Source organism: Nocardioides agri, assembly GCF_013778305.1.
GTDB classification, from domain to species: domain Bacteria; phylum Actinomycetota; class Actinomycetes; order Propionibacteriales; family Nocardioidaceae; genus Nocardioides; species Nocardioides agri.
In genome coordinates, this window is sequence record NZ_JACEIC010000002.1 from 1,035,182 (window position 1) to 1,060,801 (window position 25,620).

Genomic DNA, 25,620 nt, shown 5'->3' on the forward strand with positions numbered 1-25,620 from the left:
CATGGCCAAGACCACCAGCGCTGCGTTCGAGTACGCGCCCGCCCCCGAGTCGCGCAGCATCGTCGACATCAAGCCGTCCTACGGCCTCTTCGTCAACGGCGAGTTCGTCGACGGCCACGGCGCGGCCTTCAAGACCCTCAGCCCCGCCATCGAGGAGGTGCTCGCGGAGATCGCCGAGGCCGACCAGGCCGACGTGGACGCCGCGGTCAAGGCGGCCCGCAAGGCCTACGACAAGGTCTGGTCGAGGATGCCGGGCCGCGAGCGCGCCAAGTACCTCTACCGCATCGCGCGGATCATCCAGGAGCGGGCCCGCGAGCTCGCGGTCCTGGAGTCGCTCGACAACGGCAAGCCGATCAAGGAGTCCCGCGACGTCGACGTGCCGCTCGTCGCCGCGCACTTCTTCTACTACGCCGGCTGGGCCGACAAGCTGGAGTACGCCGGGCGCGGGGCCGACCCGCAGCCGTTGGGCGTCGCCGGTCAGGTGATCCCGTGGAACTTCCCGCTGCTCATGCTGGCGTGGAAGATCGCGCCGGCCCTCGCCTGCGGCAACACGGTCGTGCTGAAGCCGGCCGAGACCACGCCGCTGACCGCGCTGCTCTTCGCGGAGATCTGCCAGCAGGCGGACCTGCCGCCGGGCGTCGTCAACATCATCACCGGCGCCGGCGCCACCGGCCAGGCGCTCGTGAGCCACCCCGGCGTCGACAAGGTCGCCTTCACCGGGTCCACCGAGGTCGGCAAGGCCATCGCCCGGGCGGTCGCCGGCACCGACAAGCGGGTCACCCTCGAGCTCGGTGGCAAGGCCGCCAACATCGTCTTCGACGACGCCCCGATCGACCAGGCCGTCGAGGGCATCGTCGACGGCATCTTCTTCAACCAGGGCCACGTGTGCTGCGCAGGCTCCCGCCTCCTGGTGCAGGAGAGCGTGTTCGAGGAGCTCCTCGAGCGGCTCAAGCGCCGCATGTCGACGCTGCGCATGGGCGACCCGCTCGACAAGAACACCGACATCGGCGCGATCAACTCCGCCGAGCAGCTGCACCGGATCCGCGAGCTCTCGGAGGTCGGCGACGCCGAGGGCGCCGAGCGCTGGGCGGCCGCGTGCGACCTGCCGGCCAAGGGCTACTGGTTCCCGCCGACGATCTTCACCGGTGTCTCCCAGGCCCACCGGATCGCCCGCGAGGAGATCTTCGGCCCCGTGCTGTCGGTGCTCACCTTCCGCACGCCCGCCGAGGCCGTCGAGAAGGCCAACAACACGCCGTACGGCCTCTCGGCCGGCGTCTGGACCGACAAGGGCTCCCGGATCCTCTCGATGGCCGACAAGCTGCGCGCCGGCGTGGTGTGGGCCAACACGTTCAACAAGTTCGACCCCACCAGCCCCTTCGGCGGCTACAAGGAGTCGGGCTACGGCCGCGAGGGCGGCCGCCACGGTCTGGAGGGGTACCTCAAGTGAGCCGCATCGACGTCCGCAAGACCTACAAGCTCTACATCGGGGGCGCGTTCCCCCGCTCCGAGTCCGGGTACTCCTACGAGGTCCTCGACAGCAAGGGGAAGTTCGTGGCCAACGCCTCTCTCGCGTCCCGCAAGGACGCGCGCGACGCCGTCGGCGCCGCTCGCAAGGCGTTCGGCGGCTGGTCCGGCCGCACGGCGTACAACCGCGGCCAGATCCTCTACCGGATCGCCGAGATCATGGAGGACCGTCGCCCGCAGTTCGTGCAGGCGGTCGTGCAGTCCGAGGGGCTGAGCGCCGCCCGCGCCGACAAGGTCGTGGACGAGGCGATCGACCGCCTCGTCTGGTACGCCGGCTGGGCCGACAAGGTGACCCAGGTGCTGGGCAACACCAACCCCGTCGCCGGACCGTACTTCAACCTCTCCTCGCCCGAGCCCACCGGCGTCGTGGCCGTGCTCGCCCCCCAGGAGTCGTCACTGCTCGGCCTGGTCAGCGTGGTCGCTCCGGTCGTCGTCACCGGCAACACCGTCGTCGTGGTGTCCTCCTACGAGCGGCCGCTGCCGGCCGTGACGTTCGCCGAGGTCCTCGCGACCTCCGACGTGCCCGGTGGTGTCGTCAACGTCCTGACCGGCTCGGCCGCTACCGTCGCGCCCTGGCTGGCCGCACACATGGACGTCAACGCGATCGACCTGGTCGGCGTCGCCGGCGAGCCGGCCCTGGCGACCGACCTCGAGGTCGCGGCAGCGGACAACCTCAAGCGGGTCCGGCGCGCGCCCGCCGCGGAGCCGGACTGGTCGGCGGAGCCCGGGCTGGAGCCGATGACCGCCTTCCTGGAGACCAAGACGGTCTGGCACCCGATTGGCGTCTAAGGTCATCGTCCTTGCCGGCCCCTCGGGGGCCGGCAAGTCTCGTCTCGCCGAGCGGATCGGTCTCCCGGTGCTCCGTCTCGACGACTTCTACAAGAGCGGCGGCGACCCGACGCTGCCGCTCATCACGGACGGCGCGAACGCCGGGATCGTCGACTGGGACGACCCCGCGTCGTGGCTGCTCGAGGACGCGATGGCGGCGCTCGACGAGCTGTGCCGGACCGGCCGGGCGGACGTGCCGATCTACGAGATCGCCCAGAACGGGCGCTGCGGCTGGCAGACCCTCGACCTGGCGGGGCAGGAGCTCTTCATCGCCGAGGGGATCTTCGCCCAGGAGATCGTGTCCCACTGCGCTGAGGCCGGGCTGCTGGCGGCAGCGTACTGCGTGCGCCAGCACCCGATGGTGACCTTCTGGCGACGCCTGACCCGCGACCTGCGCGAGCACCGCAAGCCACCGATAGTGCTGGTCCGGCGCGGCCTCGCGCTGATGCGCGACCAGCGCCGGGTGGTCGCCAACGCGGTCGAGAAGGGCTGCACCCCGATGACCCCGGACCAGGCGTTCGCCGCCGCGGTGGCGCTTCGGTCATGATGGGACGATGACCACCTGGCCCCGGCAGCCCGATTCGCGGACCTGCGGTCCGTCCTGCGTGGTGGTGGCCGAGGGCCTGCCGGGTCCGTGGCCGGACTTCGACGCCCGGGTGCTGGCGATGCACCGCCGGCTCAACCGCGTCTGGCCCCGTGCTCTGGGCACGACCCCCTGGGCGATCGCCCGGAAGCTGGGCGGGCGCCGGGTGCGGCGCTACCGCACCGCGGAGGTGCTCGACGCCCTCCCCCGGCCCGTGCCGGTCTACCTCGGCAGCCGGTGGCTGCCCCGCCACGTCGTCCTCGTGCTGGACGAGCGTGACGGGGAGCCGGTGGCCTACGACCCCGCGCGCGGGGTGCTCGCGCCGATCGGCACGTCCGGCTGGAAGCACACCTGGTGGGCGATCCTGCCGGCGCCGAAGCGGGTCAGCTGAGGGCCTTGGCCTTGAGGGCCGCGAACTCCTCCTGCGTGATCGCGCCGGAGTCGAGCAGTCCCTTGGCGCGCGCGATCTCGTCGGCTGGGGAGGCTGTTCCGGCCGACACCTCGCGGATGTAGGCGTCGGTCTGCGCCTGGGCGGACTGCATCGCCGCGAGGTGGCGCTCGGCCATGCCCTGGCCGCGCGCGATCAGGTAGACCAGCGAGGTCAGCAAGGGGAGGAGGATCAGGAACAGGACCCAGACCGCCTTGATCCACCCGCTCACGTCCTTGTCGCGGAACAGGTCGGTGAGGATCTGGAACAGCACGACCAGGTAGGCCATGAGCAGGAAGAAGGAGATGGTGAACCAGAAGAAGTCCCAGAAGCTGTCCACAGCGTTCCTCTCTCGCGATCCGGCTCCGTGCGGGCGCCGGTGTCGTCGCGAGGCTAGCCGCGGGGCGCCTCGCGCTGGGTCACCTGTTCCGGGTGAGAGGGACGGACCAGGCGCTCGCCCAGCAACGGGCAGATGAGCACGGTCACCGCGCCGCCCGCGACCAGCACGGAGGCGTTGGTCGCCGACATGTGCTCGGCGTGCACGGCCACGGTCGTGACCGCGACGATGATCGGCAGGCCGGTCGCCGCGAAGAGCGCCAGCGCCGCGCTCTCGTGCGGGGGGAAGTCGCGGCGGGTGGCGAGCAGCACGCCGCCACCACGCACCAGCAGGATCAGGGCCACGAACGTCACCAGCGCGATCGGCTCCTCCGCGACCGCCTCCGGGTCGATCGCCATGCCCGAGGTGACGAAGAAGATCGGGATCAAGAGTCCGAAGGCCAACCCCTCGAGCTTGTGCTCCAGCGCCTCGTGGCCTTCGGGCAGGAGTCCGCGCAGCACGAACCCCGCCGCGAACGCGCCGAGCACGACGTCGAGCTCGAAGAGCTCGGCGACCGTGATCAGGGTGACCAGGAGCAGCACCACCAACCGCACCTGGATCTGCCGGGAGGTCTCCGCGCCCCGGCGGACCTCGCGCAGCAGGGCACCGCGGTGTCCGAGCCCGTTCGAGAAGCGGTGCAGCAGCACCGCGATCACGAAGAAGCCCGCGAGGACGAGCAGCGAGTCGACGACCCCTCGGGTGCCCATCAGCACCGCCATCGCCACGACCGGCCCGAGCTCGCCGTACGCGCCGTGGTTCATGAGCGTGCGGCCGAACCGGGTGCCGAGCAGCCCGGCGTCCTTGAGGATCGGCAGCAGCGCGCCGAGCGCGGTCGAGGTGAGCGCGATCGCGACGGCCACCTCGGCGTGCACGGCCTCGGTGAGCCCGACCAGGAAGACCAGCCCGAGCGCGGCGCCGAAGCAGCCGAGCCAGGTCAGCGCCGCACGCCGTCCGCCGGCCCCGACCAGCTCGTCGACCTCGATCTCGTAGCCGGCGAGCAGGAAGAGCAGCCCGAGCCCGAGCTCGCGCAGCATCGTCACGCCCTCGCCGGCCACCGCGAGGTCGAGGACGTTCGGCCCGATCAGGACGCCGAGCGCCAGCAGCAGCACGACCTCTGACACCCGGCCGCGCAGCACCAGGCCGGCGATGAGCGGGGCGATCACCGCGCAGAGCGTGATCCAGAAGATCGACTCCGCGGGGCCTGGCATCACGACGTCCAGACGACCAGCACCAGGACCAGCCAGGCCCCGGCGACGCCGAGCGCGACGACCGCCACCAGGCTGCCCAGCACGAACCAGGTGCGGCCAGCGCCCTCGGCGGAGCCGGCCGTGGCGGCGACGTCGACCCGCTCGGGGCGCTCGGGGTCGTAGGCGACCTCCAGCTCGTCGCCCACCCGCGGCGGCGGCCCGGGCACGTCGGTCAGCGTCTGCGCCTCGACGGCCTCGCCACCCCTGTCGGGGGTGAAGCGGACCCGCGGGAAGTAGCGCGTGTCGGGCTCCCCCCGCAGGCTGAGGTCCTTGGCCTCGATGGCGACGACCGTCGCCCGGGTCGGCACCGCCCGGCCGCGGAACTTCTCCGCGCTGCGCCGCGTCGACCGACCCTTGAGGAAGAGCAACGCGCCCACCACGAGGAGCAGCACTGCCGAGCCGAGCAGCAGGACCGTGGGGACGTAGTGGATCTTCACCCGCCGGCCTCGGTCAGCAGCGCGGCGTACGCCGGCTTGATCACGTCGTCGATGATCGCGAGCCGCTGGTCGAACGGCAGGAACGACGACTTCATCCCGTTGATCGTGAACCAGCGCAGGTCGTCGAGCCCGTAGCCGAACGCCTCGACCAGCGACCACATCTCGTGGGTCATCGAGGTCTTGCTCATCAGCCGGTTGTCCGTGTTGAGGGTGACCCGGAAGCGCAGCTTCTTCAGCAGCCCGATCGGGTGGTCGGCGATCGATGCGGCGGCGCCGGTCTGCACGTTGGACCAGGGGCACATCTCCAGAGGGATCCGCTTGTCGCGCACGTACGCCGCCAGCCGGCCGAGCTCGACCGAGCCGTCGTCGTGGACGGTGACGTCGTCGATGATGCGGACGCCGTGGCCCAGCCGGTCGGCACCGCACCACTGGATCGCCTGCCAGATCGAGGGCAGCCCGAACGCCTCGCCGGCGTGGATGGTGAAGTGGAAGTTCTCGCGCTGGAGGTACTCGAAGGCGTCGAGGTGCCGGGTGGGCGGGTAGCCGGCCTCGGCACCCGCGATGTCGAAGCCGGCAACGCCCCGGTCGCGCCACGCGACGGCGAGCTCGGCGATCTCCATCGAGCGGGCCTGGTGCCGCATCGCGGTCAGCAGCTGACGGACCACGATCCGGCCGCCCAACGCAGCGACACCCTCGTCGAAGCCCTCCTGGACCGCAGCCACGACCTCCTCCAGGGTCAGCCCGCTCTCGACGTGCTGCTCGGGGGCGTAGCGGATCTCGGCGTACACGACGCCGTCGGCGGCGAGGTCCTCCACGCACTCCCGGGCCACGCGGGTGAGCGCCGGGCCGGTCTGCATCACGCCGACCGTGTGGTCGAAGGTCTCGAGGTAGCGCACCAGTGAGCCGGAGTCGGCGGCCTCCGCGAACCATCGGCCGAGCGACTCGGCGGTCGGCTCCGCTCCGAGGTCGGGCAGCCGGTGCCCGCTGTCGGCGGCGAGCTCGAGGATCGTCTGGGGCCGCAGTCCGCCGTCGAGGTGGTCGTGCAGGAGCACCTTCGGGGCCCGTCGCACCTGGTCGAGGGTCGGGGTCATGTCGCGATCCTTCCAGATGGGTCGCTAGGTTCGGGTCATGCGCGTCTTCACGACTCTCGACGAGGTGTCCGCCGCCAGCGGTGATGAGCTCGGCACGTCCGAGTGGCTGAGCATCGAGCAGGACCGGGTCGACCGGTTCGCCGAGGCGACCGGCGATCACCAGTGGATCCACGTCGACGTCGAGAGGGCCGCCTCGGGGCCGTTCGGCGGCACCATCGCCCACGGCTACCTGACGCTCTCGCTGGTGCCCTTCCTCGGCAGCCAGGTCGTCCGGTTCGAGACCCCGGGCGCCAAGCTCAACTACGGCACCAACAAGGTCCGCTTCCCGCACCCGGTGCTCGTCGGCAAGCGGATCCGGGCGCACGTCGCGCTCGCCGACGTCGCCGACCTGCCCAGCGGCAAGCAGGCCACGATCCGCTACACGATCGAGATCGAGGGCGTCGACAAGCCCGCGTGCGTCGCCGAGACCGTGGTGCTGCTGCTTCCCTAGCCGACCCGGTCGATGAGGATCGGACCGGCCTCGAAGGAGGTGCCGGCCGGCTCGATGTCGTAGCCGCCCGCCAGCGAGTCCAGCGCCCGCTGGAAGCGGTGCTCGTCGTCGGTGAGCAGCGTGAGGAGCGGCGCGCCCTCGGTGACCGTGTCGCCCGGGCGGGCGTGCCACACGACGCCGGCCCCGGCCTGCACCGGGTCCTCCTTGCGCGCCCGGCCGGCGCCGAGCCGCCAGGCCGCCAGGCCGACCGCCATCGCGTCGAGCCGGGTCAGCACACCGGACGACGGCGCGGTCACGACGTGCGACTCGCGGGCGACCGGGAGCGCGGCGTCGGGGTCGCCGCCCTGGGCCCGGATCATCTGCTTCCAGACGTCCATCGCCGATCCGTCGGCGAGCTTGTCGGCGGGGTCGACGTCGCCGCGGCCGGCGCCGGCGAGCATCTCGCGGGCCAGCGCGAGCGTCAGCTCGACCACGTCGGCCGGACCCCCGCCGGCGAGCACGTCGACCGACTCCTGGACCTCGATCGCGTTGCCCGCCGTCAGCCCGAGCGGGGTCGACATGTCGGTGAGCAGCGCGACGGTGTGCACGCCGGCGTCCTGGCCGAGCGCGACCATGGTCTCCGCGAGCTCGCGGGCCGCGTCGAGGTGCTTCATGAACGCCCCGGTGCCGACCTTCACGTCGAGCACCAGCGCGCCGGTGCCCTCGGCGATCTTCTTCGACATGATCGACGACGCGATCAGCGGGATCGCCTCGACGGTGCCGGTCACGTCGCGCAGCGCGTAGAGCTTCTTGTCGGCCGGCGCCAGGCCGTCCCCCGCCGCGCAGATGACGGCGGCGACCGACTCGAGCTGGGCGAACATCTCCTCGTTGGACAGCAGCGCCCGCCAGCCCGGGATCGACTCGAGCTTGTCGAGCGTGCCTCCGGTGTGGCCGAGGCCGCGACCCGAGAGCTGCGGCACGGCGACGCCGCACGCCGCGACGAGCGGCGCGAGCGGCAGGGTGATCTTGTCGCCGACCCCACCGGTCGAGTGCTTGTCGGCGGTCGGGCGCGAGAGCGTCGAGAAGTCCATCCGCTCCCCCGACGCGATCATCGCGTTGGTCCAGCGGGCGACCTCGCGACGGTTCATGCCGTTGAGCAGGATCGCCATCGCCAGCGACGACATCTGCTCGTCGGCGACGGCACCGCGCGTGTAGGCGTCGATGACCCAGTCGATCTGGCTGTCACTGAGCTCGTGCTTGTCGCGCTTGGCCGAGATCACCTCGACGGCGTCGTGGGCGTCAGACATGGGTTCCTCTCACGGGCACGCTGCGGTAGCCCCGCAGCACGAAGGTCCCCCTGCTCTCCGGCTCGGCGGCCAGGGAGAGGTCGGGGAAGGTCTCGAACAGCGCGGGCAGCGACTCGCCGAGCTCCATGCGAGCCAGCGGCGCGCCCAGGCAGAAGTGCACCCCGACGCCGAAGGCGAGGTGCGGGTTGGGGGTGCGGTCGACCCGGAACTCGTCGGGCGACTCGAAGACCGCCGGGTCGCGGTTGGCCGCACCGAGCAGGGCGGCGATCTTCTGACCCTCCTCGACGACCACGCCGCCGACCGGCACGTCCTCCGTGGCGGTGCGCTCGAAGAGCTGGAGCGCGGAGTCGAACCGGAGCATCTCCTCGACGGTCGCGGCGACGTCCTCGCCCGGGCGCAGCCCCCGTTGCAGCATCGACACCAGGCCGTTGCCGAAGACGTTGACCGACGCCTCGTGACCGGCGTTGAGCAGCAGCACCACGGCGGCGACGACCTCGTCGTCGGAGAGCTCGGTGGCGACCAGGTCGGTGATCAGGTCGTCGGCCGGGGTCGCTCGGCGCTCGGCGGCCAGCTCGCGCGCCAGCGCCGCGAAGTCCGTCGCCGCGCGCACCGCGTCGTCGACGGTCTGCTGCGACGGCGCGACCTCGTACATCCGCACGATCGCCTGCGACCAGTCGCGCAGCTCGTGCGCGTAGGAGCGGGGTACGCCGAGGAGGTCGGCGATCACCAGGACGGGCAGCGGCTCGGCGTACCCCTCGATGACGTCGAAGCCGTCGGGGTCGACGTCCTCGAGCAGGGACGCGGCGAGCTCGCGCACCCGCGGGCGCAGCCGCTCGACGTGGCCGCGGGCGAACGCGGAGGCGACCGGGCGGCGCAGCCGGGTGTGCTCCGGCGGCTCGTTCTCCATCATCTGGTTGCGGTGCAGGAGGTTGAACGGCTCGAGGTGGTCGAGCGGCTCCTTGTCCCGCCACAGCCGGCCCAGCCGGCGGTCGCGCTGGACCTGGCCGACGCTGGCGTGGCTGAACGTGAGGTACATCCCCGACGGCTCGTGCCACGCGACGCCGCCGGTGTCCGCGTGCAGCTCCCGCTCCCGTGCGAAGTGCGGGTAGGGGTCGGCGACGACCGCCGGGTCGGTCAGGTCAAGCGAGGTCGTCGGGACCGAACGCATCGGGCAGCACCTCGTCCATCCTCTTGATCCCCGAGACGGTCCAGCACAGGAGGTTCGGACCGCCGTTCTCGTAGAGCAGCTGGCGGCAGCGGCCGCACGGCATGATCACCTCGCGGTCGCCGTTGACGCACACGAAGTGGGTCAGCCGTCCCCCGCCGGTGATGTGGAGCTGGCTGACCAGCCCGCACTCGGCGCAGAGCGCGACGCCGTACGCCGCGTTCTCGACGTTGCAGCCCGTCACCACGCGCCCGTCGTCGACGAGAGCGGCGGCGCCGACCGAGAAGTGCGAGTACGGCGCGTACGCGTGGGTCACCGCCTCCTCGGCGGCGGCCTTCAGCGCATCCCAGTCCACTAGCCTGCGCTGCCCTTGCGATAGATCTGCCCGTCGGCGGCCGGCATTCGCAGTCGTTGCGAGGCGAAGGCCAGCACCAGCAGGGTCGCGACGTACGGCGTCATGTTGACGAAGTCGCTCGGGACCTCGTCGAGCGCGAAGTAGAGCACGCCCAGGACGATCGCGACGACGCCGGTCAGCACGGCGGTGCGGTGCTGCTGCTGGCGGACCTGCCAGAACGCCGCCGCGAGGGCGAGGACCGCGAGACCGAGCAGGAGGGCGTGGACGGAGTCGCCGCCCTGCCGCAGGCCCAGCGTCTCGGTGTAGCCGAAGAGGCTGGAGCCGGCCAGCAGGCCGCCGGGCCGCCAGTTGCCGAAGATCATCGCCGCGAGACCGATGTAGCCGCGGCCGCCGGTCTGGCCGTCGCGGTAGTTGCTCGACGCGACCATCGCCAGGAACCCGCCGGCGAGACCGGCGAGACCGCCGGAGATCAGGACGGCGACGAACTTGTAGCGCAGCACGGCCACGCCCAGCGACTCGGCTGCCGCGGGGCTCTCACCGCAGGACCGCAGGCGCAGGCCGAACGGCGTGCGCCACAGCACCCACCAGGTCAGGACGAGCAGCAGCATCGCGATCACGACGAGCACCGACAGGTTCGTGACCATGGCCTGGAACACGGCGGCGAGCTCGGAGAGGAAGAAGATGTCCTTCTCCGCGACCTTGCCCAGGGCGTCGCCGAGTGGCTCGATCGTGATGCTCGGGACGTCGGGGATCTTCGGCGACTGCGTCTGACCGCCGCCCGGCAGCCCGACGAACGTCAGCGACGCGAGGTACTGCACCGCGCCGAGCGCGATGATGTTGATCGCGACGCCCGAGATGATGTGGTCGACGCCGAAGATGACGGTCGCGATCGCGTGCACGAGGCCGCCGACCGCACCCATCAGGATCGCGCCGGCGACGCCGGCCCAGGCGCCGTAGTGGTAGCCGAAGTAGCCGGCACCCCAGGTGCCCAGGATCATCATGCCCTCGAGGCCGATGTTGACGACGCCCGCGCGCTCCGACCACAGGCCGCCGAGGCCGGCGAGCATGATCGGGACGATGGCGACCAGGGTCGCGGCGACCGTGCCCCGCGACAGCAGGTCGTCGGCGCCGGTGACGGCCTCGAGGACCGACAGCGCGAGCAGGATGGCGAACAGCGCGGCGACGGGCCACCAGCGCGGCAGCGTCCGTCGGACCTGGGGGGCGGGCGGGCGCTCCGCGACGCCCGTGGTGGTGGCGGGGATGCTCATGCGGACACCTCCTCGGCCTTGGCGGTGCGCTCGGCGTTCAAGGCACGGGCCACCTCCCGCTGCTCGAGCCGCAGACCGTAGCGGCGGACGAGCTCGTAGGAGATGACGACGGTCAGGACGATCACGCCCTGCGTGATCGCGACGATCTGCGGCGATACGCCGACCAGGATCTGGAGCGGGTTGGACTGCTCGTCGAGGTAGGCGAAGAGGAGCGCGCCGAGGGCGATGCCGACCGGGTGGTTGCGGCCCAGGAGCGCGACCGCGATGCCGGCGAAGCCGAGCCCCGACTGGAAGGTGGAGCCGTAGGAGTGGGACTCGCCGAAGATGATCGGCAGGCCGACCAGTCCGGCGACGGCGCCGGAGATCATCATCGCGCCGAGCGTCATCCGCTTCACGTTGATGCCGCTGGCGATCGCGGCGGTCGACGACTGGCCGGTGGCGCGGAGGTCGAAGCCGAACCGGGTCCGGTTGAGCACGAACCAGAAGGCGACGCCGCAGAGGATCGCGATGACCACGAAGCCGTAGATCTCGAAGTCACCGAAGGGGATGCCGGGGATCCAGCTGCCCTCGGGGATCTCCTTGGTCGCGATCTGGTTGCTGCCCTCCTCCTTCACGGCCGCCTCGCGCAGGAGGTAGGCGACGAGGTAGGTGGCGATGAAGTTCAGCATGATCGTCGAGATGACCTCGCTGACGCCTCGGCTGGCCCGGAGCACGCCGGCGATGCCGGCCCAGACCGCACCGACGGCCATCGCGCAGATGATCGCGAACGCCGTGTTGAGGTAGCCCGGCAGCCACGCCTCACCGGCGACGACCGCGGCGGTGAAGGCGGCGACGCGGTACTGGCCGTCGACGCCGATGTTGAAGAGGTTCATCCGGAAGCCCACCGCGACCGCCAGTGCGGAGAGGTAGAGCGTGCAGGCGTTGTTGATGATGTTCGCCCAGTTGCGCTGCTCGGGCCACTTGAGGAGCTGGGCCCACACGTCGCCCACGGGGTCGCCCGCGGCGAGCAGCACCAGGCTGGTGATGGCGAACGCCGCCAGCAGCGCGAGCGCCGCTGAGGCCAGGCCGAGCCCCATCCTCGTCAGACGTGCCCTGGTCACTTGCCTTCCCCCGCTCCGGTCATGGCGGAGCCGAGCCGCTCAGGTGTCACGTCGTCCGGATCGAACGTGCCGACGAAGGATCCGCGCAGGATCACCTCGATCCGGTCCGACAGGCCGATCAGCTCGTCGAGGTCGGCGGAGATCAGCAGCACCGCCAGACCCCGGCGTCGCGCGTCCTTGATGTGCTGCCAGATCGCCGCCTGGGCGCCGACGTCGACGCCGCGGGTCGGGTGCGCGGCGATGAGCAGGGTCGGGTCGCTGCTCATCTCGCGGCCCACGATCAGCTTCTGCTGGTTGCCGCCCGACAGGGCGCGGGCGAGGACGTCGGGCCCCGGCGTGCGGACGTCGTACTCCTCGATGATGCGCTGGGTGTCGGCGCGCGCCGCGCCCTTGTCGATGAGGCCGTGCTTGACGCTCGGCGGTCGCGACTGGTGGCCGAGCATCCGGTTCTCCCAGAGCGGGGAGTCCAGGAGCAGCCCGTGGCGGTGCCGGTCCTCGGGGATGTAGCCGATGCCGTCCTCGCGGCGCTCGCGCGTGGTGCGTGCGGAGAAGTCGACGCCGTCGACCTCGACGAGACCCCTGGCGGTCGGCCGCATGCCCATGATCGACTCGACGAGCTCGGCCTGCCCGTTGCCCTCGACGCCGGCGATGCCCAGCACCTCGCCCCGGTGGATCTCGAAGGAGATCGAGTCGAGCAGCGGTCGCCCGTCGTCGCTGGGCAGCGACAGGTCGCGCACCCGCAGCAGCACCTGGTCGGTCACGGTGGACGCCTCGGTGCTCGGGGAGGGCAGCTCGGAGCCCACCATCAGCTCGGCGAGCTGACGGGCGGTCACGCCAGCGGTGTCCGTCACGGTCCGCACGGTCGTGCCCCGGCGGATGACGGTGATCTCGTCGGCGACGGAGAGCACCTCGTCGAGCTTGTGCGAGATGAAGATGACGCTGAGGCCCTCGGCCTTGAGCTCGCGCAGGTTGCCGAACAGCTCGTCGACCTCCTGGGGCACCAGGACGGCAGTCGGCTCGTCGAGGATGATGATCCGCGCCCCGCGGTAGAGGACCTTGAGGATCTCGACGCGCTGCCGGGCGCCGACGCCGAGCTCCTCGACCAGGCGGTCGGGCTGGATCCCGAGGCCGTAGGCGTCGGAGATCCGCTGGATCTCCGCGCGCGCCTTGCCGCCGATGCCGTGCAGGCCCTCCGCGCCGAGGACGACGTTCTCGAGCACGGTGAGGTTGTCGGCCAGCATGAAGTGCTGGAACACCATGCCGACGCCGACCTTGATCGCGTCGGACGGCGAGTGCAGGTTGACCTCGCTGCCGTTGACCTCGATGGTGCCCGAGTCCGGGGCCTGGACGCCGTACAGGATCTTCATCAGCGTCGACTTGCCGGCGCCGTTCTCACCGACGATCGCGTGGATCGTGCCCCGGCGCACGTCGATGTTGATGTCGTCGTTGGCGATGACGCCGGGAAACCTCTTGCCGATGCCCCGCAGTCGGACTGCGAGATCCGACGACGACGCAGCGGGCTCCGCGGTCGCGGGTGCGGTAGACACGATCGATGACCTCCTCGTCACGCTCGGGCGTGACGCTACCGGTTCGGGCTGGTGAGACGGAACGGGCCCGCGGGGCTTGCGCCCCGCGGACCCGTTGCCAGGTGCTGCGTGTTCAGCTGTCGATCACTTGGCGGGCTCGGTCGGAACCGTGATCTTGCCGTCGATGATCTGCTGCTTGTAGTCGTCCAGCTGGTCGGTGATGTCGTCGACGAAGCCACCGCTGGTGGAGTAGCCGACACCGTCGACCGAGAGGTCGTAGGTGTTGACACCGGTCGGGAAGGTCCCGCTGGAGACCTCCTTGAGGTAGTTGTAGACCGCGACGTTCACGTTCTTGAGCATCGAGGTCAGGATGACGTCCTTCACCGACGGGTCGGCGGTGTTGTACTGGTCGGAGTCGACACCGATCGCCCAGTTGCCCTCGCCGGCCTCGGAGGCCGCCTCGAAGACGCCACCACCGGAACCACCGGCAGCGTGGTAGACGACGTCCGCGCCGCCGTCGAACATGCCCTGCGCGGCGGTCTTGCCCTTGGCCGGGTCACCGAAGCCGGAGAAGTCCGGCGGCTGCGTGAGGTAGGTGACGTCGATCTTGATGTCGGGGTTGACGGCCTTGGCGCCCGCCTCGTAACCGGCCTGGAACTTGCCGATCAGCGGCACCTCGACGCCACCGACGAAGCCGATGTGGCCCGTCTTGCTCTTCAGCGCGGCGGCCGCGCCGACCAGGAACGAGCCCTGCTCCTCGGCGAACACCAGGCTGGCGACGTTCGCGGAGTCCGCGAGGCTCTGGTCGTCGATGATCGCGAAGTGGACGTCCGGGTACTCCTCGGAGACCTTGCCCACCGAGGAGGCGTAGGCGAAGCCCACGGCGATGATCGGGTCGTAGCCGGCGTCGGCGAAGGTGCGCAGGCGCTCCTCGCGGGCGCTCTCGGCCTCGCCGTCCTCGGCCTCGGACTCCTGGGTCTCGTCGGAGACGAGGCCCTCCTCCTTCGCCTGGTCGAGACCGGCGGCGGCGGAGTCGTTGAAGGACTGGTCGCCGCGACCGCCGACGTCGTAGGCCATGCCGACCTTGATGTCGGAGGTGGGGGCGGCCGAGCTCGTGTCGTCGCCGCCGGACTCCGGCTCGTTGCTGTCGTCACTGCCGCATGCCGTGAGGGCCAGGATGCCGGCCGCCAGGACTGCAGCAAACTTCGTGGTGCGCCGCAAGACGCCTCCTTCGGTGTGCTGGGACGCCCGTGAGCGGGCGCAGGAAATCAAGGCCGACCCTAGGGCCTCCGTGCGGCGGGAGGCCCCACATCACCAAGTTGTTATCGAGTCGATGCGGGGTGGACGGGGGATTCTCCAGCGGGAGGGCCCCAATTTCGTCAAAGAACGCCGTGGCACGCCACCGCGACCTGTGCCAGCACCCGGGCGCCGACCCCCACGGCCCGGTCGTCGACCCGCAGGTTGCCCTGGTGGAGGTCGTACGTCGGGCCTCCCGGCGTCCGCGTCCCGAGGCGACCCATGGCGCCCGGCACCCGGTCGAGGTACCAGCCGAAGTCCTCCCCGCCGAGGCTCTGCTGGGTCGAGACGTGGCCGGCCTTGCCGAGGACGCTCTCGACGGCGTCGGTGAGCAGCGAGATCGAGGCGGCGTCGTTGACGACCGGCGGCACGCCGCGCTGGTAGTCGACCTGGGCGTGCACGCCGTACGGCGCCACGACCTGCTCCACGAGGACCGGCACCAGCTTCTCGGCCTCCGACCAGGCGATGGCGTCGAGCATCCGGACCGTGCCGCCGATGCGGCCGGTCGCGGGGATCACGTTGTGCGCGGAGCCGGCGCGGACCAGGCCCCAGACCACGCTCACGCCGGCGCGGGGGTCGAGCCGTCGCGAGAGGATCGCGGGGAGCTCGGTGACGACCTTGGCGAGGGCGTAGGTGAGGTCCTCGGTCAGGTGCGGCCGTGACGTGTGCCCGCCGGACCCGGTGAGCGTGACGTCGAGGTGGTCGGCGGCGCCGGTGATCGGACCCTCGCGCAGACCCACCCGGCCCACGTCGAGGGTCGGGTCGCAGTGCAGCCCGAAGAGCCGGTCGACGCCCTCGAGCGCGCCGAGCTCGATGAGCGACAGCGCCCCGCCCGGCATGACCTCCTCGGCGGGCTGGAAGAGCAGCCGGACCCGGCCCTGCAGCAGACCCTGCTCGTGGACCCTGCCGAGCGCGATCGCGGCGCCGACGAGCGCGCTGGTGTGCACGTCGTGCCCGCAGGCATGGGTGACGCCCTCGACCGTGGACGACCACGGGTCGTCGGTCAGGTCGGGCACCGGCAGCGCGTCGAGGTCGGCGCGCAGCGCGACCACCGGCCCGGCGTCCCCGATCTCGGCGATCAGGCCGGTGCGGGGCAGCTCGGTGACCCGCCAGCCGGCCTGCTGCACCCGGGCGGAGACCAGCGCGGTGGTGCGCAGCTCGCGCCAGGACAGCTCGGGGTGGGCGTGCAGGTCGCGCCGAAGCGCGACCAGCTCGGGCTCGGCCGCGGTGACGACATCGTCGATCAGGTCAGCAGAGGACATCACGACGAGGTTAGTTCACCGGGCCGAGCCCGTGCGGCCCCGTTCAGCTACCGAAGCGGATGAGCTTCCCGCCCGGCTTCGCGGTCGGCGTGTCCGGGCTCGGCCCCACCAGCACGTCGACGGTCGCGTAGAGCCCGTCGGCGGTCCACTCGACCGCCGCCGGCAGGTTCGCCTTGGCGTAGGTCTTGACCTTGGTCGTCCCGTGCTTGATCCGCGAGATCTTGCCGCCGAACAGCTGCGAGACGTACATGTCGTCGTTGCCGGCGATCGCGATGCCGACCGGTCCGAAGAGCCCGCCGACGACCTGCTTGGTCTTGCCGGTCTTGATGTTGACCTTGTGGATCGCGCCCAGCGGGAACTGCTCGCCGAGGCCGCCGCCCTCGGTCGTGACGTACAGCCTCTTGTCCGAGCCCAGCGCCAGGTCGGTCGGCACCGACTCGCTGTAGTACGTCAGGCCGACCGCGCACTGGGGAACGCCCATCTCGGTCGCGTTGGGCGGGATCGGCACGGCCGCCGGCGGCAGCACCGCGACGGTCCGGATCTTGCCCTTCGGCGAGATCGCGAGGACGGCGTTCATGCCCGCGTCGGCGACGAAAACTGTGCCCTCGTCGACCTGCAGCGTCGCGTAGGGGTGCGAGTCCGGGATGCCCTGGTAGCTCGCCGGGCCGAGGTCCGCGGTGGGCCACTGGGCGGCGCACGCGTCGCTGATCCCGCGGACGCCGTAGGTGACCTTCTTGTCCGGGTTCTTCTTGTTCTCGAACGCGCGGATGTTCGCGAGCGTCTTGACCTTGCCCGACGGCGCGATCCACTTCACCCACGACTTCGACGGGTTGCCCTCGGCGTCGCTGGCGGTCTCGGTGAAGACGAGCTTGCCGTGGAAGACGGAGACGCCGCCGACCTCGTTGCCGCCCTTGGTCGCGTAGACGACCTTGGGCTTCTTGCCCTTCCGGATGCGGGTCAGCTTGCCGGTGAAGTTCTGGGTGACGTACGCCGTGCCGTCGTCGTCGATCGCGGCCGTGAGTGGCGACGTCAGGCCCTTCGCGAGCGTCTTCGGCTCCGGCGCGGCCGCCTGGCCGGCGGGCATGATCGCGGCCGCCGACGCGGCTAGGGCGAGGCTCGACGCGGCTGCGACGATCCGGGTTCTGCGCATGGTCCCTCCCTGGTGCGTTTGGTCAGACGCCCACCCTGGCCACATCCCGAGTGCCGGCGCAATGCCCCAATGGGGGGAGAAACGACTCGGGGACGATCACTCCTCGTCGTACGCCGCCAGTATGCGATCGGCCGCGAGCGGCGCCGGCAGCTCGCCGGTGAGCACGGCCTCGCGGACCTCGTCGCGCACCCGCCTGACCCCGGCGGAGTGGCGCAGCCGCTGGTCGAGCTCGTCGCGCACCAGCGCCCAGGTGAACTCCAGTTGCTGCTCCGCCCGCTTGGCGGCGATCCCGTCGGCACCCAGGTGCGCGCGGTGCTCGCCGACCCGGTGCCAGACGTCGTCGACGCCGGTGTCCTCGAGTGCCGAGCAGGTGACGACCGGAGGCGCCCACTCCGCGTGGCCCCGCACCAGCCGCAGCGCGCCGGCCAGGTCGCGCGCGGCGACCCGGGCCTCCTGCTGCCGGTCGCCGTCGGCCTTGTTGACCGCGATGACGTCGGCGAGCTCCAGGATGCCCTTCTTGATGCCCTGCAGCTGGTCGCCGGTGCGCGCGAGGGTGAGGAAGAGGAAGGTGTCGACCATGCCCGCGACGGTCACCTCGGACTGGCCGACGCCGACGGTCTCGACCAGCACGACGTCGTACGCCGCGGCCTCGAGGACCGCCATGGCCTGCACGGTCGCGCGGGCGACCCCGCCCAGCGTGCCCGCGCTCGGCGAGGGCCGCACGAACGCCTGCGGGTCGTTGGCGAGCCGCGCCATCCGGGTCTTGTCGCCGAGCACCGAGCCCCCGGTGCGCATGCTCGACGGGTCGACCGCGAGCACGCCGACCCGGTGGCCGGTGCCGGTGAGCCGGCTGCCGAGCGCCTCGATGAACGTCGACTTGCCGACGCCGGGCACGCCGGAGATGCCGACCCGGACCACCTCCTTCGGCGGGTCCGCCGCGAGCTCGGTCAGGAGCTCGCGCGCCTGGTCCCGGTGCCGGCGGCTGGTGGACTCGACGAGCGTGATCGCCTGCGAGACGGCAGCCCGCCGACCGGCGCGGATGCCCTCGAGGAGGGCGTCGACGTCGGGCATCAGTGGTCGAGCTGCTCCCGCAGCCGGGCCAGGAGGTCGAGCGCGGACTCGGCGATGACCGTGCCGGGCAGGAACACCGCGTCGGCGCCCATCTCCCGCAGCGTCGGCACGTCGTCGGGCGGGATCACGCCGCCGATGACGACCATGATGTCTGGCCGGCCCTGGTCGGCGAGCGCCTGCTTGAGCGCGGGCAGCAGGGTCAGGTGGCCGGCCGCCAGCGACGAGACGCCGACGATGTGCACGTCGGCGTCGACGGCCTGCTGGGCGACCTCCTCGGGCGTGGAGAAGAGCGGCCCCACGTCGACGTCGAAGCCCATGTCGGCGAAGGCGGTCACCACGACCTTCTGGCCGCGGTCGTGACCGTCCTGGCCCATCTTCGCGACGAGGATGCGGGGCCGGCGGCCCTCGGCCTCCTCGAACTCGGCGGTCGCGTCGAGCACCTGCTGGACGAGCGTGCCGCCCTCGCCGGCGCTGGACTCGTCGCGGTACACGCCGCTGATCGTACGGATCACGGCCTGGTGCCGGCCGTAGACCTTCTCGAGCGCCGCGGAGATCTCGCCGACGGTGGCCTTCGCGCGGGCGGCGTCGACCGCGAGCTCGAGGAGGTTGCCGCTGCTCGACTCGGCGGCGTTGGTGAGCGCCTCGAGCGTCCGGCGTACGTCGTCGTCGTGGCGCTCGGCGCGGAGCCGCTCGAGCTTCGCGAGCTGCTGGCGGTAGACGTCGTCGTTGTCGACCTTGAGCACGTCGAGCTTGTCCTCCGCGGCGAGGCGGAAGGTGTTGACGCCGATGACCTTCTGGGCGCCGGAGTCGATCCGGGCCTGGGTGCGGGCGGCGGCCTCCTCGATGCGCATCTTCGGGATGCCCTGCTCGATCGCGGCCGCCATGCCGCCCGCGCGCTCGGCCTCGAGGATGTGCGCCCACGCGCGCTCGGCGAGGTCGTGGGTGAGGCGCTCGACGTAGTAGCTGCCGGCCCACGGGTCGATCGTCCCGGTGGTGCCGCTCTCCTGCTGGAGCAGGAGCTGGGTGTTGCGGGCGATCCGCGCCGAGAAGTCGGTGGGCAGTGCGATCGCCTCGTCGAGGGCGTTGGTGTGCAGGCTCTGCGTGTGGCCCTGCGTCGCGGCCATCGCCTCGATCGCGGTGCGGCCGACGTTGTTGAAGACGTCCTGAGCGGTCAGCGACCAGCCGGAGGTCTGCGAGTGGGTCCGCAGGCTGAGCGACTTCGGGTTCTGCGGGTCGAACTGGCGCACCAGCCGCGACCACAGCGCCCGGGCCGCGCGCATCTTCGCGATCTCCATGAAGAAGTTCATGCCGATCGCCCAGAAGAAGGAGAGCCGCGGCGCGAACTGGTCGATGTCGAGGCCCGCGTCGAGGCCGGCGCGGATGTACTCGACGCCGTCGGCCAGCGTGTACGCGAGCTCCAGGTCGGCCGTCGCCCCGGCCTCCTGGATGTGGTAGCCGGAGATCGAGATCGAGTTGAAGCGCGGCATCCGCTCGGCGGTGAACTGGAAGATGTCGCTGATGATCCGCATGCTCGGGGCCGGCGGGTAGATGTAGGTGTTGCGGACCATGAACTCCTTGAGGATGTCGTTCTGGATGGTCCCCGCGAGCTGCTCCGGCTTCACCCCCTGCTCCTCGGCCGCTGCGATGTAGAGGGCCATGACCGGCAGCACCGCGCCGTTCATCGTCATCGACACCGACATCTGGTCCAGCGGGATGCCGTCGAACAGCGTGCGCGCGTCGTAGATCGAGTCGATCGCCACGCCGGCCATGCCGACGTCACCGCGCACCCGCGGGTGGTCGGAGTCGTAGCCGCGGTGGGTGGCCAGGTCGAACGCGACGCTCAGCCCCTTCTGGCCGGCGGCCAGGTTGCGGCGGTAGAAGGCGTTGGACTCCTCGGCGGTCGAGAAGCCGGCGTACTGCCGGATCGTCCACGGCTGGGTCGTGTACATCGTCGGGTAGGGCCCGCGCAGGAACGGGCTCAGGCCCGGCAGCGTGTCGAGCGCGTCGAGGCCCGCGAGGTCCTCGGGACCGTAGGTCGGCTTGATCTCGATGCCCTCGGGGGACATCCACGGCTCGCCGCTGAAGCTCTTCGGGACGGTCACGACAGCTTCTCCCTCGTGCGGGTCAGGAAGTCCAGCGCGTCGACGCCCAGGGCGCAGGAGTCGTCGGCCCAGTCGCGCGGCTGGCCGGCGACGATGACCCACTCGGCGCCGTCACGGCGGGCCTTCGCCGCAGCCTCGGCGCCCTGCTCGTCGTAGGCCGCGTCGGTGCCGGCGATGCACACGACCCGGTGGTCGCCGGCCTCCGTAGCGACGCTGATGCCGCCGGCCGCGAGGAGGTTGGTCGCGAACGTCGCGCGCGCGGTGTGCTGGGCGACCGTGCCGAGCGTGGCCAGGTGCACGGGCTGGGCGACGGGCTCGTCGCGCAGCGCCTCGAAGCTCGCGCCGTAACGGCGCACCGGGTCGCCGTCGCCCTCACGGACGGGCAGGGTCTCGCCGAGGTCGGGGAACTCGGTGAGGCCGGTGATCGGCCGCTTGCGGGTGGCGATCTGGCGCTCGCGCTCCTCGACCGTCGCCGAGATCTCGGCGTCGAGGTCGGCGCCGTCGTCGAGGCGGCCGAAGAGCTCCCACGCGGCGCGGGCGAGGTCGTCGGTGAGCTTCTCGACGGCGTACGCACCGCCCGCCGGGTCGGCCACCCGCGCGACGTGCGACTCGTCGATCAGCAGGTGGTTGGTGTTGCGGGCGACCCGGCGGCCGAAAGCGTCCGGGCGGCCGAGCGGTCCGTCGAAGGGCAGCACGGTCACGCTGTCCGCTCCCCCGACGCCCGCGGCGAAGGCCGCGATCGTGGTGCGGAGCATGTTCACCCAGGGGTCGTACTTGCTCATCATCGGCCGGCTGGTGACGGCGTGCTGCCGCATCTCGCCACTGCCGCCGCTCAGCTCGAGGACGCGGGCCCAGAGCCGGCGGGCCGCACGCAGCTTGGCGATCGTGGCGAACTGCTCGTCGGTGGCGGCGTAGCGGAACTCCACCAGCGCGGCCGCCTCGTCGACACCCAGACCCTGCTCCGTCAGGTGGCGCAGGTAGGAGGTGCCCGCTGCCACCGACCACGCGAGCTCCTGGACGTCGGAGGCGCCGCGGTCGTGGATCGCGCTGGCGTCGACCACGAAGGCGCGGACGCCCGCAGCCTGGGCCCGGTGCGCCACCTCGACGGTGGCGTCGGCCGCCGGGATGCCGAGGTTGGTGTCGGGGTGCAGCGCGCGGCCCTCGGCGTACTCCAGGAACGCGTCGGCGTCGCCGCGCTCCAGCACCACCGGCGCCAGGTCCAGCAGCACGTCCTTCAGGACCTGCTCGTAGTCGGTCGCCCCCGTGAGCCAGAGGCTGGTGACGCCGCCGGTGAGGTCGACGAGCGCCTCCTCGTTGGCGAGCCTCGCGTCCGTCGCGTCGATCTGCGCGCGGATGTCCCAGGCGCCCTGCCGGGCCGGGCGGCCGCTGGTCTCCAGGCCGTCGAGGTCGGCCTTCGTCCCCAGCGGGGTGACCTCGATCCCGTCGAGGGTCTTCCGGGTCAGCTTCTGCCACACCTGGCTGTCGGGGTCGTCTTCCCTCAGGCGCTTGCTCTTGCGCAGCACCGCGGCGGCCTGGGCCTCCCAGTCGGCCACCGTCCAGGCGTCCGACGGGTCCGCCAGGTCGAGCGAGCCCTGAGCAGGCTCGAGCTCCTCGGGCTCTGCCAGCCCACCCTCGACAGTCATGGTGCGAACGATAGGAGTGCGCCTCCCCTACTGCTACTGAGTGTGATGTTTTCCGCTCGGGGTCGTGGGTCGACCGTCGGCGACTGGCATCGGCCTGCGGGCGGTCTGGGGCGCGGACCGACAGGCAGCTACGGGACGAGGCGGGCGCGGGCCGGCGTCTGCTTGCTGGCCTTCCGATGGGTTCTAAGAAAAAGGGCCATCCATGGACTAGAACATATGATCGAATAGATGTAGAATGTGGTATGGCCCGACGCACCGCGACCCTCACCGATCCGGTGCTGGCGGCTGCCCGCGACGCCGCGCAGGCCGAAGTGATGGCGGCGGCGCGGAAGTTCGAGCTGGCCGCGACCTGGGCGGCGAGGCACCCGGCTCCGGTCACCGACCCGGTGGTCACCGACACGGGCGTGGTGGAGATGTACGGCGACCAGCCGGTCACCCTCGCCGGTGAGGGCGCGCCGGGGATGAGCGAGTTCGCGGTCGCGGAGTTCGCCGCCGCCATCGGGGTCTCCACCCGTGCCGGCCGGGACCTGATCGGTGCCGCGCTGGAGTGCCGCCACCGGCTGCCCCGGACCTGGGCGCGGGTGATGGCCGGTGAGGTGCCGGTATGGAAGGTCCGCCGGCTCACCGAGCAGACCCACCGCCTCCCGCTGCCCGGCGCCGCCTACGTCGACCGGCACCTCGCCCCGGTCCTGGAGCAGTGCTCGTTCGCGCAGATCGAACGCGCCGTCGAGACCGCGTGCGCACAGACCGAGGACGAGAAGGCCGAGCTCGACCGCCTCGACACCGCCGCCACCGAGTACGTCCAGATCCGCCTCGCGGACGCGCACCTCAACCACGGCCGCGTGCCCGTCGACGGGCTGCTGGACTACCCGGTCGCCCTCGCCCTCGAGCAGGCCCTCCAGGCCGGCTCCCATCACCTGCTGGCCGAGCACCCCGACCTGAGCCTGGACCAGCGCCGCGCCCTCGCGCTCGGCCACCTCGCCGCCGGCGGGAGTGAGAGTGCCGGTGTGGCGGAGGTGGTGATCTACACCCACCACACCCCGGCCGAGGGCCACGGCATCGTCGACGTCGAGAAGCTCGGCCACACCACCCTCGAGCAGCTCACCGACTGGTGCCGCCACCTCGCCACCCGCGTGACCATCCGCCCGGTCCTCGACCTGGACACCGATCTGACCACCAACGCCTACACGCCCACCGCCACGCAGCGCGAGCAGGCGGTCCTGACCAACCCCACCTGCGTGTTCGCCCACTGCGCCAGGTCCGCCCGCGGCTGCGACCTCGACCACATCGAACCCTTCGACGCCGGCGGCCTGACGACCTCCTGGAACTTGGCGCCCCTGTGTCGCCTGCATCATCGGATGAAGACCCACGGTCACTGGACCTACCGACGCCTCACCCGCACCCGCTTCGAGTGGACCAGCCCGTCGGGCGACGTCTACGACGTCGACCGCACCCTCACCAGACGACGAACCCGCTGACCAGCACCCCACCGGCCACGGCTGGTGGGGCATTCGTCGTGTTCTCTCGGCGGTGACCACCGCACCAGGGCCCCAGCGGCGCACGAGCCAAGCGACCGCAACCACGTATCCCGTCCCCGCGTCACCGACGGCGACCACAGACCACCCCGACGTCATCCCCAGGCAGCGCTGAGCGGCAGCGAGCGGGGGCTGACGAAGTGACGCGGGGTCCCGTCGACCGGGTCGGGGTACTCGAGCTCGCTCGCGAGGAGCTGCAGCGGGCGGGTGAAGTCGTCGACGTCGACGTGGAGGTCGACCGGGTAGAGCGGGTCGTCGACGATGGGGGCGCCGAGGTGACGCAGGTGGAGGCGCAGCTGGTGGGTGCGGCCGGTGCGCGGACTCAGGCGATAGACCGCGAGGTCGCCGCGACGCTCCTCGAGCTCGACGAGGGTCTCGGCGTTGACCGGGGCGTCCGGGACGACCCGGGCGCGGCCGGTGCCGGGGATCGCCGTGATGTGGTTGCGGACGATCGTGGGTGACTCGAGCTCGGCGCGGTAGGGCGCCAGCGCGCGATAGGTCTTGCGGACCGTGCCGTCGGCGAACATCGACTGGTAGGCGCCGCGCCGCTCCTTGCCGATCGCGCAGAGGACGAGTCCGGAGGTGACCCGGTCCAGCCGGTGCATCGGGGTCAGGTCCGGCAGGTCGAGCTCGGCGCGCAGCCGCACCACGAGGCTCTGCGTGACGTGCCGACCGCGGGGGACCGTCGAGAGGAACGCCGGCTTGTCGACGACCACGATCCGCTCGTCGCGGTGCACGACCGTCAGTGGCCCGGGGACGACGGGCTCCTCGCGCAGGTCGCGGTGGAACCACACGAACGTGTGCGGGCTGTAGGGATCGGCGTCGGCGACCGGCCGCGCATCGGCGTAGACGAACCGGTCCGTGGCCAGGAGCCGCTCGACGTCGACGCGGTGGTCCACGTGGTCGCGCAGCCACTCCCCCATCGTCCGCCACGGCTCCGGCCGCGCCGGGTCGCGGTGCGGGGTGCAGACCCACGCGGCGCTGAGCCCGTGCCGCAGCGGGAGCGGGGAACGGGGCGGCACACCCGGATCCTACGGACCGGGTGGGGCCGGGCCGGGTCTGGCGCTCAGACCTCGGTGCGGCCGTCGTTGTCCTTGTTGCGGATCCCGATCTTGTTGCCGAGCCAGACCAGCGGGTCGTACTTGCGGTCCACGACCCGCTCCTTCATCGGGATGATCGCGTTGTCGGTGATCTTGATGCCCTCGGGGCAGACCTCCGTGCAGCACTTGGTGATGTTGCACATGCCGAGGCCGGCGGCACCCTGAGCGAGCGCCCGGCGGTCGTGGGTGTCGAGCGGGTGCATGTCGAGCTCGGCGTACCGGAGGAAGAAGCGCGGGCCGGCGAACGCGGGCTTGTTGTCCTCGTGGTCGCGGACGACGTGGCAGGTGTTCTGGCACAGGAAGCACTCGATGCACTTGCGGAACTCCTGGCCCCGCTCGACGTCGATCTGCGCCATCCGGCGCTTGCCGTCGGCGTCGCGCGGGCCGAGCTCGGCGTACGGCAGCTCCTTGGCCTTCTCGTAGTTGTAGGAGACGTCCGTGACGAGGTCGCGGATGACCGGGAAGGTCCGCATCGGGGTCACCGTGATCGTCTCGGCGGGGTCGAAGTCCGAGAGCCGGGTCATGCACAGCAGCTTGGGACGGCCGTTGATCTCGGCCGAGCAGGAGCCGCACTTGCCGGCCTTGCAGTTCCACCGGATCGCGAGGTCGCCGGCCTGGGTGGCCTGGACCCGGTGCAGGGCATCGAGCACGACCTCGCCCTCGGAGACCTCCACCTCGTAGTCGCCGAGGTCGCCGCCGGACTGGTCGCCGCGCCAGATCCGCATCTTCAGCGTGTAGCCCATGTCGCGCTCTCCCTC

General features: G+C 71.5%; 24 protein-coding genes. 6 read left to right on the forward strand and 18 right to left on the reverse strand.

Annotated elements, in window-relative coordinates:
* Nucleotide 1 precedes the first annotated feature (1 nt).
* From HZF07_RS09545 to HZF07_RS09560, 4 genes are read left to right on the forward strand one after another with little or no spacing between them, the layout of a single operon-like run.
* The gene (locus tag HZF07_RS09545) at nucleotides 2–1,447 is read left to right on the forward strand and encodes an aldehyde dehydrogenase family protein (RefSeq protein ID WP_157341199.1); all 1,446 of its coding nucleotides are present in this window, start codon (nucleotides 2–4) and stop codon (nucleotides 1,445–1,447) included.
* A complete protein-coding gene (locus tag HZF07_RS09550; RefSeq protein WP_181644992.1) occupies nucleotides 1,444–2,313 on the forward strand; it encodes an aldehyde dehydrogenase family protein in 870 nt (289 codons plus the stop codon). Before HZF07_RS09545 ends, HZF07_RS09550 begins: the two co-directional genes overlap by 4 nt.
* Complete coding sequence (locus HZF07_RS09555; protein WP_157341201.1) at nucleotides 2,303–2,899, forward strand: ATP-binding protein; 597 nt, start codon at nucleotides 2,303–2,305, stop codon at nucleotides 2,897–2,899. The genes HZF07_RS09550 and HZF07_RS09555 overlap by 11 nt, the downstream gene beginning before the upstream one ends.
* Nucleotides 2,900–2,906: 7 nt before the next feature.
* Nucleotides 2,907–3,326 (forward strand): hypothetical protein, encoded by a 420-nt coding sequence (locus HZF07_RS09560; RefSeq protein WP_157341202.1) that lies wholly within the window; start codon nucleotides 2,907–2,909, stop codon nucleotides 3,324–3,326.
* On the opposite strand, the gene HZF07_RS09565 is transcribed toward HZF07_RS09560, so the two are convergent.
* Genes HZF07_RS09565 through HZF07_RS09580 form a run of 4 tightly spaced genes read right to left on the reverse strand, consistent with a single transcriptional unit; the run spans nucleotide 3,319 to nucleotide 6,513 of the window.
* On the reverse strand, nucleotides 3,319–3,702 hold the full coding sequence (locus HZF07_RS09565) for an SHOCT domain-containing protein (protein ID WP_309504678.1): 384 nt from the start codon (nucleotides 3,700–3,702) through the stop codon (nucleotides 3,319–3,321). The genes HZF07_RS09560 and HZF07_RS09565 overlap by 8 nt on opposite strands.
* 53 nt (nucleotides 3,703–3,755) lie before the next feature.
* Nucleotides 3,756–4,946, reverse strand: coding sequence for a cation:proton antiporter (locus HZF07_RS09570; RefSeq protein WP_157341204.1), 1,191 nt, complete (start codon nucleotides 4,944–4,946; stop codon nucleotides 3,756–3,758).
* Nucleotides 4,946–5,422, reverse strand: a complete 477-nt coding sequence (locus tag HZF07_RS09575; RefSeq protein ID WP_157341206.1) for a DUF3592 domain-containing protein — start codon at nucleotides 5,420–5,422, stop codon at nucleotides 4,946–4,948. Before HZF07_RS09575 ends, HZF07_RS09570 begins: the two co-directional genes overlap by 1 nt.
* Nucleotides 5,419–6,513, reverse strand: a complete 1,095-nt coding sequence (locus HZF07_RS09580; protein ID WP_157341208.1) for an adenosine deaminase — start codon at nucleotides 6,511–6,513, stop codon at nucleotides 5,419–5,421. The genes HZF07_RS09575 and HZF07_RS09580 overlap by 4 nt, the downstream gene beginning before the upstream one ends.
* Before the next feature lie 37 nt (nucleotides 6,514–6,550).
* On the opposite strand from HZF07_RS09580, the gene HZF07_RS09585 reads away from it, so the two are divergent.
* Nucleotides 6,551–7,003 (forward strand): MaoC family dehydratase, encoded by a 453-nt coding sequence (locus tag HZF07_RS09585; protein WP_157341210.1) that lies wholly within the window; start codon nucleotides 6,551–6,553, stop codon nucleotides 7,001–7,003.
* On the opposite strand, the gene HZF07_RS09590 is transcribed toward HZF07_RS09585, so the two are convergent.
* The 12 genes from HZF07_RS09590 to HZF07_RS09640 form a co-directional block, all read right to left on the reverse strand.
* Nucleotides 7,000–8,289 (reverse strand): thymidine phosphorylase, encoded by a 1,290-nt coding sequence (locus tag HZF07_RS09590; RefSeq protein WP_157341212.1) that lies wholly within the window; start codon nucleotides 8,287–8,289, stop codon nucleotides 7,000–7,002. The genes HZF07_RS09585 and HZF07_RS09590 overlap by 4 nt on opposite strands.
* On the reverse strand, nucleotides 8,282–9,457 hold the full coding sequence (locus HZF07_RS09595) for a cytochrome P450 (RefSeq protein WP_157341214.1): 1,176 nt from the start codon (nucleotides 9,455–9,457) through the stop codon (nucleotides 8,282–8,284). The genes HZF07_RS09590 and HZF07_RS09595 overlap by 8 nt, the downstream gene beginning before the upstream one ends.
* Nucleotides 9,429–9,809: a cytidine deaminase gene (locus HZF07_RS24690; protein WP_332836221.1), complete on the reverse strand. Its 381-nt coding sequence runs from the start codon at nucleotides 9,807–9,809 to the stop codon at nucleotides 9,429–9,431. The genes HZF07_RS09595 and HZF07_RS24690 overlap by 29 nt, the downstream gene beginning before the upstream one ends.
* Nucleotides 9,809–11,077, reverse strand: a complete 1,269-nt coding sequence (locus HZF07_RS23490) for an ABC transporter permease (protein WP_157341216.1) — start codon at nucleotides 11,075–11,077, stop codon at nucleotides 9,809–9,811. The genes HZF07_RS24690 and HZF07_RS23490 overlap by 1 nt, the downstream gene beginning before the upstream one ends.
* Nucleotides 11,074–12,177: an ABC transporter permease gene (locus HZF07_RS09605; protein ID WP_309504679.1), complete on the reverse strand. Its 1,104-nt coding sequence runs from the start codon at nucleotides 12,175–12,177 to the stop codon at nucleotides 11,074–11,076. Before HZF07_RS09605 ends, HZF07_RS23490 begins: the two co-directional genes overlap by 4 nt.
* Nucleotides 12,174–13,724 carry an ABC transporter ATP-binding protein gene (locus tag HZF07_RS09610; RefSeq protein ID WP_309504680.1) on the reverse strand — a complete coding sequence of 517 codons (1,551 nt, stop codon included), beginning with the start codon at nucleotides 13,722–13,724 and terminating at the stop codon, nucleotides 12,174–12,176. The genes HZF07_RS09605 and HZF07_RS09610 overlap by 4 nt, the downstream gene beginning before the upstream one ends.
* A 123-nt stretch (nucleotides 13,725–13,847) precedes the next feature.
* Nucleotides 13,848–14,924, reverse strand: coding sequence for a BMP family lipoprotein (locus tag HZF07_RS09615; protein ID WP_157341218.1), 1,077 nt, complete (start codon nucleotides 14,922–14,924; stop codon nucleotides 13,848–13,850).
* A 158-nt stretch (nucleotides 14,925–15,082) separates the two neighbouring features.
* Complete coding sequence (locus HZF07_RS09620) at nucleotides 15,083–16,261, reverse strand: amidohydrolase (RefSeq protein ID WP_157341220.1); 1,179 nt, start codon at nucleotides 16,259–16,261, stop codon at nucleotides 15,083–15,085.
* A 43-nt stretch (nucleotides 16,262–16,304) separates the two neighbouring features.
* The gene (locus HZF07_RS09625; RefSeq protein ID WP_157341222.1) at nucleotides 16,305–17,411 is read right to left on the reverse strand and encodes a ScyD/ScyE family protein; all 1,107 of its coding nucleotides are present in this window, start codon (nucleotides 17,409–17,411) and stop codon (nucleotides 16,305–16,307) included.
* A 96-nt stretch (nucleotides 17,412–17,507) separates the two neighbouring features.
* Entirely contained in the window at nucleotides 17,508–18,482 is a 975-nt protein-coding gene (gene meaB / locus HZF07_RS09630) for a methylmalonyl Co-A mutase-associated GTPase MeaB (protein WP_157341224.1), read from the reverse strand.
* A complete protein-coding gene (scpA, locus tag HZF07_RS09635; RefSeq protein ID WP_309504681.1) occupies nucleotides 18,482–20,584 on the reverse strand; it encodes a methylmalonyl-CoA mutase in 2,103 nt (700 codons plus the stop codon). Before scpA ends, meaB begins: the two co-directional genes overlap by 1 nt.
* Nucleotides 20,581–22,227, reverse strand: a complete 1,647-nt coding sequence (locus HZF07_RS09640) for a methylmalonyl-CoA mutase family protein (RefSeq protein ID WP_157341226.1) — start codon at nucleotides 22,225–22,227, stop codon at nucleotides 20,581–20,583. The genes scpA and HZF07_RS09640 overlap by 4 nt, the downstream gene beginning before the upstream one ends.
* Before the next feature lie 242 nt (nucleotides 22,228–22,469).
* Here HZF07_RS09640 and HZF07_RS23790 point away from each other — a divergent pair, with 242 nt between their 5' ends.
* The gene (locus HZF07_RS23790) at nucleotides 22,470–23,705 is read left to right on the forward strand and encodes an HNH endonuclease signature motif containing protein (protein ID WP_181644994.1); all 1,236 of its coding nucleotides are present in this window, start codon (nucleotides 22,470–22,472) and stop codon (nucleotides 23,703–23,705) included.
* A 152-nt stretch (nucleotides 23,706–23,857) separates the two neighbouring features.
* Here HZF07_RS23790 and HZF07_RS09650 read toward each other — a convergent pair whose 3' ends face one another.
* Both HZF07_RS09650 and HZF07_RS09655 read right to left on the reverse strand, forming a co-directional pair.
* Nucleotides 23,858–24,685, reverse strand: coding sequence for a pseudouridine synthase (locus HZF07_RS09650; protein WP_198346467.1), 828 nt, complete (start codon nucleotides 24,683–24,685; stop codon nucleotides 23,858–23,860).
* A 143-nt stretch (nucleotides 24,686–24,828) separates the two neighbouring features.
* Nucleotides 24,829–25,605: a succinate dehydrogenase/fumarate reductase iron-sulfur subunit gene (locus HZF07_RS09655; RefSeq protein WP_157341230.1), complete on the reverse strand. Its 777-nt coding sequence runs from the start codon at nucleotides 25,603–25,605 to the stop codon at nucleotides 24,829–24,831.
* Between the last annotated feature and the right edge of the window lie 15 nt (nucleotides 25,606–25,620).

What these genes read in the sequence shown, in the direction of transcription:
- HZF07_RS09545 (WP_157341199.1), top strand. Translation starts at nt 2, where the DNA reads ATGGCCAAGACCACCAGCGCTGCGTTCGAGTACGCGCCCGCCCCCGAG.
- HZF07_RS09560 (WP_157341202.1), top strand. Translation starts at nt 2,907, where the DNA reads ATGACCACCTGGCCCCGGCAGCCCGATTCGCGGACCTGCGGTCCGTCC.
- HZF07_RS09570 (WP_157341204.1), bottom strand. Translation starts at nt 4,946, where the DNA reads ATGCCAGGCCCCGCGGAGTCGATCTTCTGGATCACGCTCTGCGCGGTG.
- HZF07_RS09580 (WP_157341208.1), bottom strand. Translation starts at nt 6,513, where the DNA reads ATGACCCCGACCCTCGACCAGGTGCGACGGGCCCCGAAGGTGCTCCTG.
- HZF07_RS09585 (WP_157341210.1), top strand. Translation starts at nt 6,551, where the DNA reads ATGCGCGTCTTCACGACTCTCGACGAGGTGTCCGCCGCCAGCGGTGAT.
- HZF07_RS09590 (WP_157341212.1), bottom strand. Translation starts at nt 8,289, where the DNA reads ATGTCTGACGCCCACGACGCCGTCGAGGTGATCTCGGCCAAGCGCGAC.
- HZF07_RS09595 (WP_157341214.1), bottom strand. Translation starts at nt 9,457, where the DNA reads ATGCGTTCGGTCCCGACGACCTCGCTTGACCTGACCGACCCGGCGGTC.
- HZF07_RS23490 (WP_157341216.1), bottom strand. Translation starts at nt 11,077, where the DNA reads ATGAGCATCCCCGCCACCACCACGGGCGTCGCGGAGCGCCCGCCCGCC.
- HZF07_RS09620 (WP_157341220.1), bottom strand. Translation starts at nt 16,261, where the DNA reads ATGTCCTCTGCTGACCTGATCGACGATGTCGTCACCGCGGCCGAGCCC.
- HZF07_RS09625 (WP_157341222.1), bottom strand. Translation starts at nt 17,411, where the DNA reads ATGCGCAGAACCCGGATCGTCGCAGCCGCGTCGAGCCTCGCCCTAGCC.
- meaB (WP_157341224.1), bottom strand. Translation starts at nt 18,482, where the DNA reads ATGCCCGACGTCGACGCCCTCCTCGAGGGCATCCGCGCCGGTCGGCGG.
- HZF07_RS09640 (WP_157341226.1), bottom strand. Translation starts at nt 22,227, where the DNA reads ATGACTGTCGAGGGTGGGCTGGCAGAGCCCGAGGAGCTCGAGCCTGCT.
- HZF07_RS23790 (WP_181644994.1), top strand. Translation starts at nt 22,470, where the DNA reads ATGGCCCGACGCACCGCGACCCTCACCGATCCGGTGCTGGCGGCTGCC.
- HZF07_RS09650 (WP_198346467.1), bottom strand. Translation starts at nt 24,685, where the DNA reads ATGGGGGAGTGGCTGCGCGACCACGTGGACCACCGCGTCGACGTCGAG.
- HZF07_RS09655 (WP_157341230.1), bottom strand. Translation starts at nt 25,605, where the DNA reads ATGGGCTACACGCTGAAGATGCGGATCTGGCGCGGCGACCAGTCCGGC.